Here is a 2,395-nt window from a genome sequence, read left to right as displayed (position 1 = left end):
GGGCGGGTACGGCGCGAGTGCGCCGTACCCGCCCCGTTCGCGTCAGTGGCCCGGCCCCGTCCTCACCCGTCTTCCGCGAACGGAGGCCGTCGGGGACGGACAGCCCCGGTCCGCCGCCCGAGCGGCCAGCGGCCCGCACGGCCCTTTCGCGCGGGGGCGGGGTGGTGCTGGTCCCGCCAGGTCCGTGGGGAGATGCCGTAGGCCTGTTTGAACACCTTGCTGAAGTGGGTCGCGTCCATGAAGCCCCAGCTCCGGCCGATGCCGGCGATGGTGCGCGTCCGGCCGCCCGGTCCGGCCGGTTCCCGCCTGCACTCGGCCGGGCGGTGCGAGCGGATCCGGTCTCCGAGGCTGATGCCCGGCCGGGACAGCACGGTGCAGAGGTGGCGGACCGGGATGCCGTGCGCGGCGGCGATCCGCACGGCCGACGGGGTGGGGTCGGCCAGGTGCGTCCGGACGTACCGGGTGATCCGCAGGCTGAGCGGTACCTCCGGCGCCAACGCCCTGGCGGCGACCGAGCAGTGGCAGCGGGACCACGGCCCCGTGGCCGACGGGGTGGCGGGGCCGAAGACGTTCACCAAGGCGGGCCAGTACCTGAAGGCCGCCGGCAAGAACATCTACGGCGAGGACATCGTCAACTACGACTCCCCGCGGTCCACGCTGCGCCACCTCGCCGACCGTGACGCGAGCGGGCGCTGGATCGTCTGGGCCAACGGCGGGGAGCGTTCCGCCTCCTACAAGTACTGCTGAGCAGCGTGGAGATGTGGTCCGTGCCCCTTGAACGCGGGTACGAGCCACGTGTGTTCGCCACACCGGTGGTCCCGGTGCCGGTGGTGCGGGTCAGCTGCCCTGGCCGGCGCTGCCGATCGGGCCGACCCGCACCGGGGTGCCGGAGCCGTCCGTGACGGGCAGCGACGCGGCGCCCGGCCAGTCGAGGGTGACCGACTTCGTCTCGTTCGGCGGGGTCACCACGAGCCCGGTGACGCGGACGCCGGAGCCGCCCGTGTCGTTGGCCGGGTAGGAGACGGAGAAGGAGACCGACTCGCCGTCCTTCAGGACGGTCGCGGGGGCCGGCTCGCCCGAGCGTTCCGCGGAGACCGTCCCCGCATTGGTCTTCAGGTCCACGCCGGCGAAGCCCGCGATCGAGCAGTCCCGGCCGCCGCCGTTGGTGAACGTCACCGCGACGGTGTTGTCCTCGTCGCCGCCGATGGTGCCGTCCTGCGCCGTGACCTCCAGCTCGTCGGTGCGGCACTTGCCGGTCGCGCCGTTCTTGGCGGAGCCGGTTCCGGCGGCCGTGTCCTGGCCCTCGCCCGAGTCGTTCCCGGCGGAGTCCTTCGCGGTGTCCTGGGCCGAGCCGCCGGAGTGCGAACCCTTCGAGGAGGAGGACGAGTCGCTCCGGCCCGTGCCGGCGGTGTCGTCGTTCTGGCAGGCGGTGAGCGAGAGACCCGCGACGACGGCCAGGGCTGCGATGGTGAGCTTGTTGACGCGCATGGTGTCTTCCTCGGTGTCGGTCGGGGTGCCGGCCCGTCGGCACGGGCGGCGTTTCCGCACACCAAGAGCGGCCGGTCCGGTCCCGCGTTTCACCCGGCCGCCCGCCAATACACCCCTGTTACAGACGGGGAGAGACGGTGACACACGGGGCTCAGGAGCGCCGGGTCAGCTCGCGCAGGGCCTGGCCGAGGGTCCGCACGCCCTCGGTGAGGACTCCGGGCGGGTCGGCCGCGTAGCCGAGGACCAGCCCCTGGGGGCCGGGGAGTTGGCGGTGCCAGGACAGGGGGTGGCACTTCACGCCGCGGGCGAGGGCGGCCGCGGCCAGTTCGGTGTCGGGTACGTCCGGTGCGTAGGTGACCGTCAGGTGCAGGCCGGCCGCCGCGCCGTGGACGACCGCGCCCGGCAGGTGTGCGGTGACGGCGCCGATCACCGCGTCGCGGCGGCGGATGTGGCGGGCGCGCAGCAGCCGTAGGTGGCGCTCCAGCCGGCCCGATTCCATCAGCCGGGCGAGGACCAGTTGCGGCAGTACGGCGTTGCCCAGGTCGGTGAAGCGTTTCGCGTCGGTCAGTGCGCGCAGGTGGTGGGGCGGTGGGATCATCCAGCCGATCCGCAGTGCGGGGGCGAGGAGTTTGGAGACGCTGCCCATGTAGCACAGGCGGTCGGCGAGCAGGGAGCGCAGGGCGGGTACGGGCGGGCGGTCGTAGCGGTGCTCGGCGTCGTAGTCGTCCTCCAGGACCAGGCCGCCGTCCGCGGCCCAGCGCAGCAGTTCGCGGCGCCGCTCGCCGCTCGTCACGATCCCGGTGGGGAACTGGTGGGCCGGTGTGAGGAGCACGGCACGGGCGCCGGTGGCGCGCAGCGCGTCGACGCGCGGGCCCTGGTCGTCGACCGGCACCGGCGGGGTGGCCAG

Annotated in this window: 3 protein-coding genes and 1 pseudogene; 1 reads left to right on the top strand and 3 read right to left on the bottom strand. The window is 74.0% G+C overall.

Annotated features, from left to right (window positions below; all coding sequences use genetic code 11):
- Positions 1-62: 62 nt before the first annotated feature.
- Positions 63-503: pseudogene (locus B7767_RS30625) on the bottom strand (helix-turn-helix domain-containing protein); the annotation flags it as partial.
- On the opposite strand from B7767_RS30625, the gene B7767_RS30620 reads away from it, so the two are divergent.
- Positions 463-747, top strand: a complete 285-nt coding sequence (locus B7767_RS30620; RefSeq protein WP_256923630.1) for a peptidoglycan-binding protein — start codon at positions 463-465, stop codon at positions 745-747. The pseudogene B7767_RS30625 and the gene B7767_RS30620 overlap by 41 nt on opposite strands.
- Positions 748-837: 90 nt before the next feature.
- On the opposite strand, the gene B7767_RS30615 is transcribed toward B7767_RS30620, so the two are convergent.
- Positions 838-1,488 carry a DUF4232 domain-containing protein gene (locus B7767_RS30615; RefSeq protein WP_085574982.1) on the bottom strand — a complete coding sequence of 217 codons (651 nt, stop codon included), beginning with the start codon at positions 1,486-1,488 and terminating at the stop codon, positions 838-840.
- Positions 1,489-1,639: 151 nt separating this feature from the next.
- A partial coding sequence (locus B7767_RS30610; RefSeq protein WP_143652708.1) for a PLP-dependent aminotransferase family protein occupies positions 1,640-2,395 on the bottom strand: 756 nt, incomplete at its 5' end.

This window comes from Streptomyces sp. 13-12-16 (assembly GCF_002114215.1).
Classification (GTDB): Bacteria; Actinomycetota; Actinomycetes; order Streptomycetales; family Streptomycetaceae; genus Streptomyces.
Note: the sequence above shows the minus strand (reverse complement) of the source record. Positions and strands in the feature narration are given on the sequence as shown.

Bases quoted from the DNA above. Each gene is read 5' to 3' on its own strand.
- B7767_RS30615 (WP_085574982.1), bottom strand. From the start codon at position 1,488: ATGCGCGTCAACAAGCTCACCATCGCAGCCCTGGCCGTCGTCGCGGGT.